Source organism: Streptomyces sp. OZ13, from assembly GCF_052068155.1.
GTDB lineage: Bacteria > Actinomycetota > Actinomycetes > Streptomycetales > Streptomycetaceae > Streptomyces.
The window spans coordinates 124260-139385 of record NZ_JBQHCZ010000020.1 but is presented as its reverse complement, the minus strand read 5'-3'; the positions used below and the strand labels follow the sequence as shown (position 1 = coordinate 139385).

Sequence of the window (15126 nt, the reverse complement as noted above, 5' to 3'; positions counted from 1 at the left end):
TCTCATACCGCCACCACCGTCACGTCCCTCCGGTCACGCCCCTTCGGCCGGTCGACCAGCGCCTCGACCACCCAGCGCCCGGGGGTGGTGGCTTCCAGTTCGGCCCGATAACGGTCGGGCTCGTACTGCTGGAAGACGACGGGTTGCTTGTCGGTACGGCCTGAACGCCACCTGAATGTCCGCAGATTGCGTCGCAGGAGGTCGTGCCCCAGCAGCTCGATCACGAACGGACGGCCGGCGGCGACCGGGTCCCGGGGGAAGTGCAGGACGATGCCCTCCTCACCGGCGAGTGTGCCGGTGGGCGCGCGGCCCGCGCGGATCGCGAGCATCGCGTCCCGGAGCGCGGGCCCGCTCGCCAGGTCCGCGTTCCGGAAGCCGGTCCACAGCATGGGATCCGTGCCGGTCCAGTCCGCGACGGCCGACCGGCGTGGCACCGTCCCGTCGCCGCTCCCCAGCAGACCGTCGGTGCTCCATGACCCATCGGAGGAGAGCATGAGCGCCTCGGGGCTCGGGAAGTCGACGCTGCCGAGACAGTGCACGGTGTACGGGAGGGGGCCGACGCGCCGGTGCTCGTCGCAGGCCGAGCGGAACTCCTCCCGGAAGGCCACTGCCTCACGGACGGCGTCGCCCGGCAGCCCGGGAACCGGGTAGCGGTTGTCGGTGATCTGCCGTTCGCGGCTCTTTCCCTCGACCCGCACCGCGGGGTACCCCGGCAGCAGTTCGGCGACCGCGGGCAGGGTGAGCGCCCACTCGCGCAGCGCATCGTTCAGCCGGGCGGCCGCGTCCGCGCCGGGGCCTGCGTCGCCGGGGACCGCATGACCGGCCAGCAGCCGGGCAGCCTGGACCAGCCCGTGCTGCGGCGTGCCGAGGGCCACCAGGGTCCGGGCGGTCTCCCGGCCGTCCTCGCACTCCAGGTAGTGCCGCCCGATCAGACCGCCCGTCGCATGGCAGACCAGAATGACGCGCGGATCATCGGTCCGGTCCGGGTAGTACGCGTCGACCTGGGCCCGCCACCGCTCGAGCTCGCGCGCCACCCGCGCCTTCAGCTGCCGGGCCACCAGCCGGTGGGACAGCCGCCAGTCGTAACCGAACGGCACGAACTGCACGTCGAGCGGGTCGCCGAGGGCGGCACGGATATCGGGATAGCCCATGCAGGACAGCAGCCCGGGCACGGAGTCCGGGACCTCCAGCAGGGTGTCGGCGTCCAGCCGGAAAGGTCCCTCGGGCGGCGCGTCCCCCAGCCCCGGCGGGAGGGCCACTTCGGCGAGCGCCGCGGCCGACGAGCCGATCAGCCGTTCACCGCAACTCGCCCAGAGGTCCCGGCCGTCCCGGCACAGCCGGGTGCCCAGAAACCCTGGGACGAAAACCACCAGATCGTGTTCCATTCACTCTCCCCGTGTCCCGGCGCCGAAGAACGTGTGCGGCAGCCGGATCAGATCGCAACGGTCCTCCCCCTGCAACGCCATCACCAGACCCTCCGGGTCCATGGCGGTACGCACGGCGTGCACGCCGTACCCTCGCGTGGGAATCCCCGGCCCGGCCAGCCATTCCCGGGACCAGACGTCCCACGCGGGCGACACCGCCTCCGGCATGCAGAGCAGCAGCACGGGCCGCTCCACGGGGCCCGCGAACACCAGGGACGTCACCTCGGGATAGTCCCCCGGCAGTCGCTCCGGGGGGATACTCCCGTCGCCGGAGCAGTCCTTGACGTACACGCTGCCGTGGTCCGCCCAGGCCAGCATGGGCATCGAGACGTCGTCCTCGTCGTCGTACAGCTCCCCGAGGGCGAGGCAGGAGGGGTCGGCCGTGAGCAGGACGCGCTGCTCGATGCCGTGCTCGCCCTCGGTCCAGACCCGCAGTTGGTCACTCAGATCACCGGCCATCCAGTACGAACCGTCCCGGAGGACCCTCGTGTCGAACCCGCAGAACCCGCTGTCGGGCCGGATCTCGCGCACCGCGATCCCGGAGGAAGACACATCGGCCGGGACCTCGTGGCGTACCAGCCGCCAACCGTCGGCCACGCTCAAGCGCAGCGTCCCGGCGTCCGGACCGCCGACCAGGCTCAGCGCGCGGACCGGTTGGCCTGCGACACCGCCGAGCGGGATGTCCCGGTGGGCGATGACCGACAGGCTGTCGTCGAGCCGCCACAGTCGTACGATCCGGCCGTCCTCGGCAGCCACCGTCCGGCCGGTCGCGGGGGCCATCTGCCGGACGGCCGCGGCGGCCACCGTCCAGCCGCCTGCCGCCCGCACCGCGGCCACCGCCGTCACCACGCGCCCCTCGTGGGCGAGTTCCGTGGCCGGCAGGGCGGCCGGATCCCCCTGCTCCGGCCGGGAGACCCGGATCCGGTCGTGCCAGGCGCGGCACAGCAGCGGCGGACCGTCCGGTGCGCCGGCCAGGGCAAGGACCGGACGCTCGTCGTTCGGCCGCCGCTGGATCCCGTAACCGGTCTCCAGTGCGGGGACCACGTCGACCACCCGGATGTACGGGCCGTCGGCGACCGCGAGCAGCCCCTGACCGCCCGGCTCGAACGCGACGGCGCCCTCGCGGGGGGCGTTCAGAACGAGCGTGGCCTCGCGCCCTGACCGCCCCGCGGACCATATCCGGACGGCCACTTCCTCGTATCCGGCGAGCAGCACTTCATCGCCGTGCCGCCCGAAGGCCAGGCCGCGCGCGTTCGACAGGTACGTCGCCACCTCTTCCACGACCGGCTCGGGGCCCGGTACCAGCCGCCAGACGTATACGGCGGTCCCGTCGGCCACGGCGAGAAAGCCCTCCCGGGGCGAGACCGCGAACGCCGCGGCGGCCATCGCAGGCGCCGCCAGGGTCACGCCGGGATCGGTCCGGCAGGCGTGCAGACCGTTCACCCCGTTGCGGTCGCGGCTGACTTCGAACAGCTCCACCCGCTCGGCGCCCGCCGCCAGAACGAACATCCGCGTACCCAGGGTGATGGCCGCGAGCTGCCGCACATCCGCCGTCAGGACCACTCTCAGCTGGGTGTCCAAATGGCTGGAACCCTTCCAGGACCACAGCCAAACCCGGTCCCCGTCGGCCGCCAGGGCCACGCTCTCGCCCTCCATCTCGGCCACCGACAGCGCGCGCAGGCTGCCGCCCCACCGGTACTCCTGATCGGGCAGCCGGGTCCCCGCGCGCCAGAAGTACACGGCCCGGTCGTCCCGGGCGATGGTGGCCCAGCGGGCCCCCGCGCCCACCTCACGCACCTCACTGAGCGGGCGTCCGCGCTCCCCGCCGGTCCGGGGGAGCCGGCGGGTCAGCAACCGGGCGCCCGACTCCGGGTGCAGGACCTGGATCTCCGCCAGTCCGCCGGCGGTCAGGGTGTCCGTGTGGGTCAGCCCCGTCGCTCCGGTCCCGGCGCGCCAGCTCAGCGCCCGCGCGCCGCCCGAAGGCGCCGCGCGTCGCCACTCCGGGGGGTCCGGCGGGACATCGGTCCAGTACTCCTGCCAGGGGAGGAAGCCGTCGGTGCGGCGCAGCGTCCGGTACGTCGCGTCGCGGTGGCTGACGAAGGCGGTGGCGCTGAGCAGGGCCTTGCGCTCCAGCAGAACCGACGCCGGCAGCGGACGGGACGCGCGGGGGAACGAGCCCGCGACCCTGCCGTACAACGCTGCGCCGTCGCAGTCCCTGGCCAGACCCGCCGCGAGCGGCAGCATGACATCGGGGTTCGTACGCAGCAGGAAGCCCACGTCCTCGAAGAGCTGCCGCAGGGCTTCCGGTCCCACCTGCGCGGCGTGGGCGCCCAGGTATTCGAGGGTGTACTCGTCGGCGCCGCTCCAGTCGCCGCCGACGCGGGCGCGCAGCGCGTCGAGCACCCTGCGGTGTGCCTCCCGGGTGGTCAGCCCGGCGTCGGAGAGGAAGAACTCGCCGTAACTCGGATGGGCCAGCTGATAGCGGGCCCGCCCGGCCGTCTGCGGCGTGCCGTCCTTCTGGGTGGCGACGATGCCGCCGTCGGCGCTCCGGCACACCTGTCGCAGATCTTCCGGCGTGAGTTCCAATGAGTCGGCCTCGCGCAGTGCGTTGGCGAGCGTCAGCCAGGCCGCGTCGGGGGTCAGCCCGGGGCCTTGGACCACTGCCAGCGCCCGCAGCACCTCGTGGGCGCGCCGTGCGCCGGGCTGCTCGCTCAGGTAGCGCGTCTCCTCCGCCAAGCGGGTGCGCAGGTCCGTACCGCCGTTACGCAGCCACGCCTGTAGTTCGGCCTCGGTGGCGACCGTGGTCCGCCGGGCGAGTCGGGTCGCGACCAACCGGGCTACCAGGAACGAGCCGTGACTCCGCGCCGCGACGATCTCGGCCGTCCAGTCGCGGTCCTCCCGTCGCGCGGCACCCCGGTACGGGGAGTGCTCGGTGTCCAGTACGGACCGCACCATGCCGGTGATGCTCGCGCGCGCCTCCTCGTCGTCCCCGAGGACCACGGGTTCGACGCTGAGTTCCAGGGTGTCCAGGAGCGACTCCTCTTCCGTGGGCGCGGTGGTACGCCGGCGGGGCTGCGTCCGGGTACCGACGATCACCCGGACACCGGGCGTGGCCGCCAGGGGGTTCAGGAGGTGCCGGGCGATCGCGTATGCCTGGTCCGGCAGCGCCTCGTCGAGCGCGTCGAAGAGCAGGTTCACCGAACCCGCCCGGCCCACCAACTTCTCGAAGGCGATGGTGAACTTCTCCGACGTCACCGGCTCCTCCGGCAGGGGCGGGGCACCGTCGATGTCCGCCAGCACCTCTCGCAGATGCTCGGCCAGAGAATGGGCGGACTGCCCCCGGCAGCTCAGCGCCGCGTGGACGGTTCCCGCCCGGGGCAGCGTCGCGGGGTCGAGGTCCGGACCGAGGGTCTCCCGCCAGCTCGGCAGGGAGGTGAGTGCCAGTCGGCCGAGCAGCGCGGTCTTCCCCGTGCCGGCCAGGCCCGTCACCGCGAGCAGCCCCTTCGGGTGGGTGTCCATCCAGCGCACTGTTCGGCTCAGCACATCCCGCCGCCCAGCGAAGTGGCGGCTGAGATGACTGTTCTCCTCGAGACCGAACTGCTCGGCCTCGATCCACGGCTTCCGCCGTGTCAGCACGGCCGGCGTGTACACCGGCAGATCGGACTGGCGGTAGTAGGGATTGTCGAGGAAGTTGTTGGGAAGTGCCCGGACCTCCCGGCAGTCCGGCCGCTGCGCCGGGTCGTCGAGACCGTCGTCCGCGGCCCGCGCGTCCACGGCACGGCAGAGATACGGTAGCGGCAGATACAGCGCGGACGGCTCGAACGGGCGGGCCTGGTCGTCCGCCACGAAGTCCGGCTTCGCCAGAGCTTCCTCCAGCCACGTCACCCAGCGGCCCGCCGGCACCTGCGCGTCCGCCCCCGAGGTGCCGATGACGGCGAAGCCCTTCCGACGGCTCTCCCGCGCCCGGATCACCGCGGGATCCCGCTCCAGCTCCACAGCGTGCCGCACCGCCTCGCCCAGGGAGTTGTAGCTCTGCGACGAGCAGGCGTCGACTATCAGCAGGGTGTCCGTCTCGTACTCCGGGCGCAGCAGGAGACCCACCAGCTCCAGCACGGAGACGGCCCGAGCGGGGTCGAACTCGCCCGACTGCCAGGAGTCGGCGCAGGCGAGGAAGTAGCCCTTGTCGCCGCGCTGGACGCCGTGCCCCGTCCAGTAGAGGATCTTCCGCTGGGCGCCGGCAGCCACGAATTCCTCCAGCCCGGCCCATAGACGCTGCCGGGTCGCACCGCTCCGGTCGGCCCGGAGGGCCTCCCCGAACCCCAGCTTCTCCCGCGCGGTCTCGGTGAAGCGGTCACGGACCTCTTCCAGCTGCGGGCGGCGCAGCCGCTGCCGCTCTTCCTCGTCCGGGTGGAGGTACTCCGGTACGGCGATCGTGCCCACCAGGGAAGAGGATCGCCGCTCGGCTTTCAGTAACGCCAGCCGGTTGTACGTGTCGCTTCGTACCATGAGATCGACAGCACCCCCCCGTAAGTGTCCACCACAGCTTATTTACCAGTGGAGTTGGCGATGCGAGACAGATTCACCGTGGTTGGCCGGGCAACAGGCTGTCATCTCTTCGAGGGTGACGGGACCCGGCCGATCGACGAGGAGAACGTCCACGTCAAGTACAAGCCGGAGCGTGTGCGGTTCCCCGAGGAGATCGCCGCCTGGCGGCGGTCCATCGAGGCGGAGGAGGAGCGCAAGGAGGCCGGAGGGCTGCCGCACCGGTGGAACAACGCGCGGTTCGCGGTCGAGCGGGTCGTGGTCACCCGTACGCATCTGGCCGAGGAGCCCGTGGTGTCCCTCACCATGCGGGATGCCGACTACTTCGACTTCCTCACCACCTCGCTCAACCTCGACCGGCGGCAGAAGAACGGCTTCACCCTGCGCGAGCAGTATCTGGAGGGTGGCGACCCGGCCGACGCGCCCTCCTGGATGAACTGCAGCTTCGGCGTCAACGTGGCGCTGGAGACCGGCAAGGACGGCAAAATGCTGTTCTCCCGGCGCAGCGCCCAGGTTGCCGGGCCGAACAGCGCGCGGTGGAACTCCTCCGCCAACGAGGGCCTGGCCCGGCAGCACGACCTGCCTCGGGACGGCAGCCCGGTCAGCCTGCACGCGGTGGCGCGCCGCGCCCTCTTCGAGGAGCTTGCCGTGCATGACGGGGACAAGACCCAGGTGGAGCTGCTCGGGTTCGGGCTCGACCTGGTCAACCACCAGTGGGCGGCGTTCTTCCGCGCGGTGGTGCCCGAGCTCGACGAGCCGACGCTGCGTCTTCGCTGGACGCGAGGTGTCACCGACAAGTGGGAGCACGACCGGTTCGAGTTCGTGGACGCGGACCCGGAGTCGGTGTTCGGCTTCATCGCGGACGAGCCGGAGGAGCGGTGGACGCCCTGCGCGCCGACCCTCTTTTATCTTGCCCTGGTACGCGGTGCCGTGGAGCGCGCCGGCGGTGACCCGGCCGGGCGGTTCGCTGTGGAGCAGGCCGAGCAGAAGGTCATGGCGGACCGTGATCTGTGAGCCGGGAGGCCGGGGCGAGACGTCTCAGGGGGGTTCCCGCCCACATCTCCCCCGGAGGCACGTGGCCGAGGACGAGCGACCCCATACCGACGACGGACGATGACCCCACGGAGGCGTACTCCCTGACCTTCGTACCCGCACCGACGTAGGCGTTGTCCTCCACCACAGCATGCCGCCCGAGGAACACCTGGGCCGCGACGGTGCCGTAATCCCGGACCACGACGTCAGCCGCCATCATGGTGTGCGGCCGGACGATCACGTGATCGCCGATCGTCACGCCCGGTAGGACACACACCATCGGCATCAGCACCGTGCCGTGTCCCACGGTGCAACTGGGATCAATCACTGCTGTGCGGTGAACGATCGTCGGGTACCGGTGCGGCGGGAGTCCCAGTGCCTGAACGATCCTGCGGCGTGCGCCCTGATGGTCGACATGGCAGATCGAGATCACCAGATCCGCGCTCGGGCAGCGGCCGACGGCCTCCAGCCCGCCGAGGACCGGCAGGCCGTCGACCCGGGTGCCGTGGAGTTCCCTGTCCTCGTCGATGAAGCCCCGTACCCGCCACCGTCGTGTGCCCGCCTCGTCTGCGTCCTGGGCGCACATCGATGCGAGAGCACGGCCCATCCCGCCCGCCCCGATGATCAGCAGATCCTTCGGGGAGGGCGGGGGCGGCCCGGCGCGGTGACGTATGCGGAGGTCACGGTCCCGTCGTTGCCGTGCCAGCCTGACGCCGTGTGACATCCAGCTCCCCCTCGCGGCTGTCGTATTGGACGACTCTGCCCGCCGTACTTGTCGGGGTATGCATAGGAGCTGACGCAACGGCGGCCTTTCGGCCATCGGGCCGTGGGTGGATCGGCTGATGAGGGGGCGAGTCCGAACTGCCGGCCCTGACGGTGTTCAGCGGCCCCGGCATGCCGGCTTCCAGCGGACCCGGTCGGCGGGTGTGATTGGACGGTTTCGCGGGCTCTTCCCGCTGCGACGTGTCGACTGCGTGTCAGTGGGAGCGTGTCACGGTCGCGGGGGAGACCCTGTTCCCGCTGATCGTCGGTCCGTGGATGGAGGCTGCCACTGACATGGCAGTGGTATGTCGAGGCCTCGCGGCTGTCATGGGGTGGTAACCCCGAGGAGCCGGGGCTGTGAGCAGGGTCGGGCCCCCAGAATCGGCGGCACTGTCGGCACAGAGGCCGATCGACCTCCGTCCGGACGGTGTCACGGCGCGATTCCCTCGGCGCCGTTGGCTGCCTTGATGAGGTCGGCGGCCTTCTCCGCGGCCATGATCGTGGGTGCGTTGGTGTTGCCGCGGGGCACCGCCGGGAACACCGAGGCGTCGACGACCCGCAGGCCCGGCACGTCGAGCACGCGCAGTTCGGGGTCGACCACCGTGCCAATGGCACAGGTCGACGTCGGATGGTACAAGGTCTGTCCGGACCGCTGCGCCCAGGCGAGGAGTTCCGTGTCGGAGTCCGAAACCGGCACGTCGTACGGTCCCGTGACGATGTCGGCAACCGCCTTCTGCGCCGCGATCTCCAGGGCGATCCGGATGCCGGCGACGATGGACTCCCGGTCCTCCGCCGTCGACAGGTAGTTGTGCACGATCCGGGGGGCGACGTCCGGGCGCGGCGAGCGCAGCGTGACCGCGCCGCGGCTGGTCGGGGCGAGTACGCACGGGCCGAAGGCGAAGCCGTGTTCGGAGGCCGCTCCGAGCCCGTCCTGGTGGAAGAGCACGGGAGCGGCGTGGAACTGCAGGTCCGGGGCGTCCAGTTCGTCGCGGCTGCGGAAGAAGCCGCCGGCCTCGCCGATGTTGGAGGTCAGCGGGCCGCGTCCCTCGCTCTGCAGCAGCGCGGCGTTGTCCGGGCTCGCCGCGCTGATCAGCGACTCGAGGTCGGTGCGGAAGTTCAGCAGCGTCATGTAGTGGTCCTGCAGGCCCTGTCCGACCGGCAGATCGCGGACGACGTCGATGCCGAAGACGGACAGGGTGGCCGCGGGCCCGATCCCGGAAAGCATCAGCAGCTTCGGGGACTCGTAGGCACCTGCGGAAAGGATCACCTCGCGCGTTGCGCGCACGACTTCGACGGCACCGCCGCTGCCCCGTTCCACCTCCACACCCGTCGCCCGGCCGCCCTCGATGACCACGCGGTGGACACGGGCCCAGGGGAGCACGGTGAGGTTCGGCCGTTCAAGGGCGGGGTGCAGGTAGGCGACGGCCGTGCTGCATCGCATGCCGCCGCGCTGTGTGAGCTGGTAGCGCCCGACGCCGAACTGCGTCTCGCCGTTGAAGTCGTCGTTCGTCTTGTGTCCCGCCTGCTCGGCGGCCTGCACGAAGGCGGAGGGGAGCGGATGGCCGGACCTGCCGTCGCTGACCGTCAGCGGTCCGCCCACGCCGTGGAAGGCGTCCTCGCCGCGCTGGTTGTCCTCAGCACGCCGGAAGTACGGCAGCACGTCGTCGTACGACCAGCCGGTGGCCCCGGCCGCGGCCCAGCTGTCGTAGTCAATGCGGTTGCCCCGGATGTAGATCATCGCGTTGATCGAGCTGCAGCCGCCGAACACCTTGCCCCGGGGCAGGTAGGTCCGCCGGCCGCCGATGCTCGGCTCCGGTTCGGAGTCGAGGTCCCAGTCGAGTCCGGACTTGAACAACTGCGGGAAGGCGGCCGGGATATGGATCTCTTGCGCCGTGTCGGGGCCGCCGGCCTCGATCAGGGCCACCCGTACCTCGGGATCCTCCGACAGTCGCGCCGCGAGCACGCAGCCCGCGGATCCGGCGCCGACGATGACGTAGTCGTACATGCTCATCCCGTCCCTTGAATGAAGAGTGCGTGGTCACGAACGAAGATGCGTGGACGCGCACCGGATGGCGCGTGATCCAGTCGTGCTGCTACGCCCGGGGAGCTCGGTGACGCCCCCGGTGCCGAGATGAACGCGTGGGGTCGATGACGCGCGAGAGGCGGGCGAATCGTGAGGGACCGTGGTGATCTCCAGGTGGAGATGGCTCGAGCTCAGGTCCATGTACGGCACCCACTCCATGTATGGATCCTCAAGCACCGGTTCGAGGGTGGTGCAGCTTTTGGGCGTCCATGTGGTCGAGCTCCCGGCCCAGGTCCACTTTGAGGGTCCAGGAGAGGTTCGTACAGACCGCCCTGACGCGAGACTGGGCACACCGGAGAACCCCATCGCCTTGTATGCCTTCGTTTTGGACACGTCCGTCGAACCCTGTCCAGGCGGTGGTTCGCATGAGGGCCATGAAGGCGATCGCGGCGCAGGGCCAGGCCCGTGGTTTCGCGAGGAGCGCCGCGGGCCTTGGCTGTGTTCCCACGCCGGCCGGGGCCTGGAACACTCGAACCACTGGGACCACGAGAGGAGTTCCGCTGTGGCGCGAACGGTTCGGTGGGCAGTGGCGGCGACCGCATCGGTCGTGGCCTTCGGAGTCGGACTGTGGCTGGCCGGATCGGTGTTCTCCGGCTGGCTGCCGAGCGGGGAGGCCGAACGCTGGGCAGTCGCCGCCGCGTTCGCAACCATCGCCGCGGGTGCGGTTGGGGCGCCGCTCGGCTGGTGGGCCGGGCGCGAGACGCGGGCAGGAGGCCGGGTGGTCCAGCGGGCGACGGCGAGGGACGCCTCACGGACGGTACAGATCGGCGGCAGCCGAGGTGGCACGGCCTCCCGGCCCTCTGGGGATGTGGAGCAGCAGGCCGAATCGTCGGGCACTGCGCGCATTACGCAGATCGGCGGCGATCAGTACAGCGGTGGGCGGTAGCCGGATGGCGGGGGAGAAGCGGCGTACCCTTCGCGCAGAGCAGCACGCGCGCGCCCAGGGAACGGGACGCGTGGAGCAATTCGCCGGCGACCAGTACAACATCATCTCCACGGGCACGGGCCCCGTACCGCAGGCAACGGCCGCGCTTCCGGCCCCACCGGCGCACCTCGTCGGCCGCACGTCCGAGGCCGAACAACTGCTGGAACTCCTCGATCCCGATGGGCAGGGCCCCTCGGCCGTCGTGGTTTCCGCCGTCTCCGGACTCGCGGGGGTCGGCAAGACCGCATTGGCGCTGCATGTTGCCCACGAGGCAGCGATCGTACGCAACTGGTACCCCGGCGGAGTGCTGTTCGTGAATCTGCGCGGCTACGACCCGGAGGGCCAGGTCACGGGCGGGCAGGCACTTGCCGCGCTGTTGCGGGCACTCGGCGTGCGGGACAAGGACCTGCCGTCCACGACCGACGAACAGGCGGCCGTCTACCGCTCCGAGCTTGCCCGCATGGCCGACCAGGGCCGACGCGTGCTGCTGGTGGCGGACAACGCCTCAACGGCCGCGCAGGTGAGCCCCCTGATTCCCGCGCGTCGCGAACACCGGTTGGTGGTGACCTCCCGGGACATCCTCGCGGCCCTCCCCGCGCGCCAGCTCAGCCTCTACGAACTGGCGCCCGGCCCGGCCCGGGAACTCATCAGCGACAGCCTCACCCGCGCGCGCCCCGACGACGCCCGTCCCTCGCGCGAGCGTGAGGCACTGGACGAGGTCGTGCGCCACTGCGGCAGGCTCCCGCTCGCCCTGGAGATCGCCGCAGCCCGCCTCACCGGCGACCCGGGCCTCACCCTCGCCGCTTTCGCCGCCGAACTTGCGGACACCCGAGGCCGCCTGGAGCAACTGCGCTACGACGACGGCGGCCACTCCCTCGCCGTACGGGCCGCCTTCGAGGGCTCGTACCGTCGTTTGGACCCCGCACAGGCCCTGCTCTTCCGCCTGTTGTCCCTCAACCCCGGCCCGGACCTGGCCACGGACGCGGCGGAAGCCCTGATCGGCCGCCCTGCCCGGGGCCTGCTGGCGGACCTCGCCCGCACGGCGTTGCTGAGTGAGCAGCCGGTGGGCGCAGGGCGGTGGCGGATGCACGACCTGATCAGGCTGTACGCGGCGGAACTGGCGGAGGGGGACGACGCGAGGGCCCGGGCGGAGGCGGCGGACCGATTGCTGGAGCACTACTCCACGACGTTCGAAGCCGCGACCGCGCTTTTGGTGGACCTGCCGGAGGAGCGTATCCGTCAGCGGTTCGGCAGCCGCAGTGAAGCGCTCGGCTGGCTCAAGGAAGAGCGCGCGAACCTCACCGCTGCCGCCCAGACCTTCGCCGGGAGCCACCCTGACGTCGTGGTTCGCATCGCTTTCGACCTCGTGTATCGCCTCTTCCAGTGGCGCTACTTCGACGACGGAACGGCTGTGGCGGAAGCGGCGCTGGCAGTGGTCGACGGTCACGGAACGACGAGCGACAGGGGCGGGCTCCACACCATCCTCGGCATGGCGCTGTTCGGGGCCGGGCGGCGGGCGGAGGCTGTCGCCGCGACACAAGAGTCGATCAGGATCTACCGGGAACTCGCCCGGGACCAGCCTGACGCCGAACCCCTGGTGGGACGTTCCCTTGCGAACCTCGCCATCCAGGAGCGCGATCCGGAAAGGCGCCGGGTGGCCGCCGAGGAGGCCGTGTCCATCGGACGCCGATGGACACGCGGGGACGACCCCGCACTTCCCAATGTGGAACTCGCGGGAGCACTGCACAACCTCAGCGTTGCGCTCGCGGACCTGGGTCGGCACTCGGAGGCCGTCGCCCCCGCTCAGGAAGCCATGGAGATCCGCAGACGCCAGGCACGGGCGGCCCCGGGAGCCTTCCAGAGGTACTACGCCGATCTGTTGATCCACCTCAGTGCGAAGCTGTTGGAGGCAGGCCGAACGGACGACGCCGTGCTTCGGGCCTCGGAGGGCGTGGAGGTCTTCAGGCAGTTGGCCGCAGAGGATCTCAGGGCGCACGAGCACGCCCTTTGCGACGCCCTCGCACGGCTCGGGCTCGCTTTGGTCGCCGTCGGGCGGACCGAGGAGGCTCGCGAACTCCACGCACAGGCGCTGGCACTGGCGGCGCGGCTCGATGGGGATGCCGAGGTGACCGCGGTGCTGACCGAAATCACCCGCGCTCTGCCGACCCCTGCCGACAGAGGCGGACTGTGGCACCGCATTGCCAAGACGCGCCGGGGCAGAGGACGGAGTACGTGATGCTGACCGATCCGCTCCATGGGCGTCACCGTGTACGGCCATGAGGACCAGCTCATGAATTAGCGGTCCTGGGAGAGTTCCAGGAGCTCCGCGAAGGTCCCGCCTGCGTTGACGAGGTCGTCATAGTGGCCCTGTTCGGTGATGCGGCCGTGTTCCATGACCACGATGTGGTCGGCGACCTTGGTGTTCTCGAGCCGGTGGGTGACCACGATCGTGATGCGGTCGCCGGCGATGGCCTTGATCTCCTCGAAGATCTGGTGTTCCCCGCGCGGGTCCATCTGTGAGGTCGGCTCGTCCAGGATCAGCAGCGCCGGGCGGCGGTACAGGGCCCTGGAGCAGGCCAGCCTCTGCCACTGGCCTCCGGACAGTTCCGCGCCCCCGAAGATCTCGCGGGCGAGGAGGGTGTCCAGGCCGGCCGACAGGTCGTCAATGGCCTCTCGCATGCCGACCGCGTCGACGGCTTCCCACACGGGCCCGTCGTCGAGGGTGCGGGGCTGACCGAGGGTGACGTTCTCGCGGACGCGCAGCGGCCACTGCGCGAAGATCTGCGGTACCAGGCCGGTGGCGTTCCAGACGGTGGCAGGGTCGACCTCGGCCAGGTCCGAGCCGTTCCAGCTGACACGGCCCTTGTCGGCCAGGTAGATGCCTGTGATCAGACGCGTCAGGGTCGACTTCCCGGAGCCGTTGGCTCCGACGATCGCGAGAATCTGCCCCCGCCTCAAGGTCAGGGAGACGCCGTCGACGGCCGGCTGCTCCTTGCCGGGGTACTGATAGACGACCTCATCGAGGCGGATCTCCTCCACGGGCGGGCTGATCGTCACGTTGCCGCGCCTGGGTGCCCTCGCGCCGGCATCGTCGAGGAATGTCTGCATGTCAGTGAGGTAGAGGCTGGTGTGGAAGACGGCGGCGCCGTTGATGACGACCTGGGACAGGGCCGCGAGCGTCGTCTGGACCGCGACGACCGCGGTCGCGGCGATGGCGAGCTCGATCCGGCCGGTCACGGCCAGCCAGGCCAGTGCGGCCCACGTCGCGACGAGGAATACGCCGCCGGCCAGTGAGGAGAGCAGGGCGATGCGGAGGGTCCGCGGGGCAGCGGAAAGAGTTCGCCGGTCGCACCGTTCGGACAGGGAGCGGTACCAGAACAGGAGGTAGTCCGTCATGCCGTTGGCCCGGACCTCGTCGCCGTACTTGGGGGTGGTCGACCACCAGCGCATCATGCCGCGCACGTTGCGGTCGGCGACGTTCGCGTAGTGGATTTCGTAGTCGACGCGGGCGCTGAGGACGGCGCCGACCCCGGCCGGCAGGACGGCGAGCAGCAGCAGCGGCAGCATAAGGACGTTGAGTACGGACAGGACGCTTCCGGCGCTGATCATGCGGATCAGGGCCGACATGAAGCGTTGAGCGTCGGTGACCATCACATGGGTTCGGAGCACTCCCATCTCAGCGGCTTCCTGCCGGTCCGCGAACCCGTCCACCGCGTACGCCGACGCCTCGACCCGGCAGACCGCCTCGACCAGGGCGACGTCCGTCCGGGTAGTGAGCTTGGGGGTGATCCGCCGTTCGGCATAGGTGGCCACGGCAACCGCACCGCGGGCGAACGCGGCGGCAACGGCCACGACCACGAGCGCCGGCAGCGCCGTGCGCAGTCGTTCGCTCACGGCACCGGTGCCGAGGATCGGTTCCATCGCCCGGGCGGTCGCGGCCAGCAGGATCGCCGCGGCCACGCCTGTCACCACCTGGCAGGCCACCAGCAGTTGAACCGCCCGGCGGTCGATGCCCCAGGACATCCGGGCGATCCGTCGCAGTACTGCGGGAATCCGGGCGCCCATCTTCCGCAAGGACGCTTTGCCGAGCGGGTTCACCGAGTACTGGCCGCTGTATGTGATCTCGGCCGGTGGCGGTGGGGGAGGGGCGGCGTTCTGTTTGCTGTGAGTGTCGGCCGAGGTCAACTGGTCCCCCTGGATGTCGGTTGGTCGATCGGGTGCTGTCGCGGGGTCAACGACAGGGGGCGGAATTTCGAACACACGTGTTTCAGACGCGACGAAATCCGTATGACTGCGGGAGATGCGGAGCATGGGCGATGCACCGACCCGTGCCGTGCCCGGGGTGTCCTCCCGGGGCG

Annotated in this window: 8 protein-coding genes; 3 read left to right on the top strand and 5 right to left on the bottom strand. The window is 70.8% G+C overall.

Annotated elements, in window-relative coordinates; genetic code table 11:
* Positions 1-2: 2 nt before the first annotated feature.
* A complete protein-coding gene (locus tag ACTMTU_RS32190; RefSeq protein WP_441266958.1) occupies positions 3-1385 on the bottom strand; it encodes a hypothetical protein in 1383 nt (460 codons plus the stop codon).
* A complete protein-coding gene (locus ACTMTU_RS32185) occupies positions 1386-5930 on the bottom strand; it encodes a peptidase C14 caspase catalytic subunit p20 (protein WP_441266957.1) in 4545 nt (1514 codons plus the stop codon).
* 60 nt (positions 5931-5990) lie between these two features.
* Here ACTMTU_RS32185 and ACTMTU_RS32180 point away from each other — a divergent pair, with 60 nt between their 5' ends.
* Positions 5991-6980, top strand: coding sequence for a translation initiation factor 2 (locus ACTMTU_RS32180; protein ID WP_441266956.1), 990 nt, complete (start codon positions 5991-5993; stop codon positions 6978-6980).
* Here ACTMTU_RS32180 and ACTMTU_RS32175 read toward each other — a convergent pair.
* Both ACTMTU_RS32175 and ACTMTU_RS32170 read right to left on the bottom strand, forming a co-directional pair.
* Positions 6958-7722 carry an acetyltransferase gene (locus ACTMTU_RS32175; protein ID WP_441266955.1) on the bottom strand — a complete coding sequence of 255 codons (765 nt, stop codon included), beginning with the start codon at positions 7720-7722 and terminating at the stop codon, positions 6958-6960. The two genes, ACTMTU_RS32180 and ACTMTU_RS32175, sit on opposite strands and share 23 nt — an antisense overlap.
* A gap of 468 nt (positions 7723-8190) precedes the next feature.
* Positions 8191-9771: a GMC family oxidoreductase gene (locus tag ACTMTU_RS32170; RefSeq protein ID WP_441266954.1), complete on the bottom strand. Its 1581-nt coding sequence runs from the start codon at positions 9769-9771 to the stop codon at positions 8191-8193.
* A 574-nt stretch (positions 9772-10345) separates the two neighbouring features.
* On the opposite strand from ACTMTU_RS32170, the gene ACTMTU_RS32165 reads away from it, so the two are divergent.
* Positions 10346-10729: a hypothetical protein gene (locus ACTMTU_RS32165; RefSeq protein ID WP_441266953.1), complete on the top strand. Its 384-nt coding sequence runs from the start codon at positions 10346-10348 to the stop codon at positions 10727-10729.
* A 70-nt stretch (positions 10730-10799) separates the two neighbouring features.
* Positions 10800-13004: a tetratricopeptide repeat protein gene (locus ACTMTU_RS32160; protein ID WP_441266952.1), complete on the top strand. Its 2205-nt coding sequence runs from the start codon at positions 10800-10802 to the stop codon at positions 13002-13004.
* A 59-nt stretch (positions 13005-13063) separates the two neighbouring features.
* On the opposite strand, the gene ACTMTU_RS32155 is transcribed toward ACTMTU_RS32160, so the two are convergent.
* Entirely contained in the window at positions 13064-14953 is a 1890-nt protein-coding gene (locus ACTMTU_RS32155) for an ATP-binding cassette domain-containing protein (protein WP_441266951.1), read from the bottom strand.
* Between the last annotated feature and the right edge of the window lie 173 nt (positions 14954-15126).